The organism is Enterobacter sp. IF2SW-B1, from assembly GCF_001743375.1.
GTDB lineage: Bacteria > Pseudomonadota > Gammaproteobacteria > Enterobacterales > Enterobacteriaceae > Enterobacter > Enterobacter bugandensis.
The window spans coordinates 1-1,420 of record NZ_MJAA01000026.1 but is presented as its reverse complement, the minus strand read 5'-3'; the positions used below and the strand labels follow the sequence as shown (position 1 = coordinate 1,420).

Annotated in this window: 1 protein-coding gene; it reads left to right on the top strand. The window is 34.9% G+C overall.

Annotated elements, in window-relative coordinates; all coding sequences use genetic code 11:
* Nucleotides 1-168: 168 nt before the first annotated feature.
* The gene (locus tag A6013_RS25605; RefSeq protein ID WP_083275088.1) at nt 169-1,194 is read left to right on the top strand and encodes an IS30-like element ISAba125 family transposase; all 1,026 of its coding nucleotides are present in this window, start codon (nt 169-171) and stop codon (nt 1,192-1,194) included.
* Nucleotides 1,195-1,420 lie beyond the last annotated feature (226 nt).

The following is a 1,420-nucleotide window of genomic DNA, read 5'->3' as shown; positions in this document are numbered from 1 at the left end:
AAATTGCTAGCAATATCTTATTTTTTCATTAATTACAGCCTAAAAATGGATTTTCTGCAAAAAATGAGTATTCCTAGACATAGTACCGAGCATTTTATTTTAGTTTCATATGTTGGCAGAGTAAAACTTGAAGTGCGACATAAACCACCTAATTAATTTAAAGGGTTTATGGAGTATATAAAATTGTCATACCATCATCTTAACTTTGAAGATCGTACTGCATTAATGCTTGAGTCAAGAAAAGAAGGCTTTTCAGCCAGAAAATTTGCTGAACTYATTAAAAGACATCCTAGTACGATCTATCGTGAGCTTAAAAGAAATAGCATCAATGACGTTTATCAAGCTCGATATGCTTCTGATAACACCTTCGCTAGACGTAGACGTGGTCACAGAAAACTCAAAATCGATTCAATCCTCTGGAAATTTATTGTTGAAGCGATCCGTTGTTTATGGTCTCCTCAGCAAATAGCAAAGCGTTTAAAGACATTTCCTGATTTGGATCAAACAATGAATGTAAGCCATACAACGATTTATTCAACGATACGAGCATTACCCAAGGGTGAGTTGAAAAAAGACTTATTATCCTGTCTGCGTCATGAAAATAAAAAGCGAAAAGCTAACGGTGAACCTAAAAAAGATTCTATATTACAGGATATTAAAACTATTCATGAGCGCCCAGCCGAAGTTCAAGAAAGAAAAATACCGGGTCATTGGGAAGCTGATTTAATTAAAGGTAAAGACAATAAAAGTTCGATAGCAACACTTATTGAACGAAATACACGGCTCTGTATCTTGGCAACATTACCTGATGCAAAGGCAGAATCAGTGCGCAAGGCTTTAACTGAAGCTCTGAAATATTTACCTGCAGAACTGCGTAAAACGTTGACCTATGACCGTGGACGCGAGATGKCAGAACATAAAATACTYGAAGAAGATTTAGGCATAGATGTATATTTCTGTGACCCACATTCACCTTGGCAAAAAGGCACATGCGAAAATATGAATGGTTTAATTAGGCAATATTTACCTAAAGGGATTGATTTAAATCAGGCAGATCAGCATTATTTAAATCAAGTTGCCATGTCACTGAATACTCGTCCTAGAAAGGCGTTAGATTGGCTTACACCATTAGAGAAATTTGCTCAGCTTGTTGATTATCATATGGCTTTTGAAACTGTCGCACCTCATGTTTGAATTCGCCTAGTATCAGTTTCTAGCTGAGCTACGTTATCCATATTCATTCCGCTTATTTGTAATATTCGATTTTTTATTTAAGCCAATAAAATTATTGGTTTCTTTTTTACGTAACTTTTCACTTGGTTTTATTCAATGAATCGTGACAGCGTAAAATTTGGTGCAAATTATGGTTCTTAAGTGAATTAAATATCATTGACCTATTTGCCAGATATTTTTTCTATTT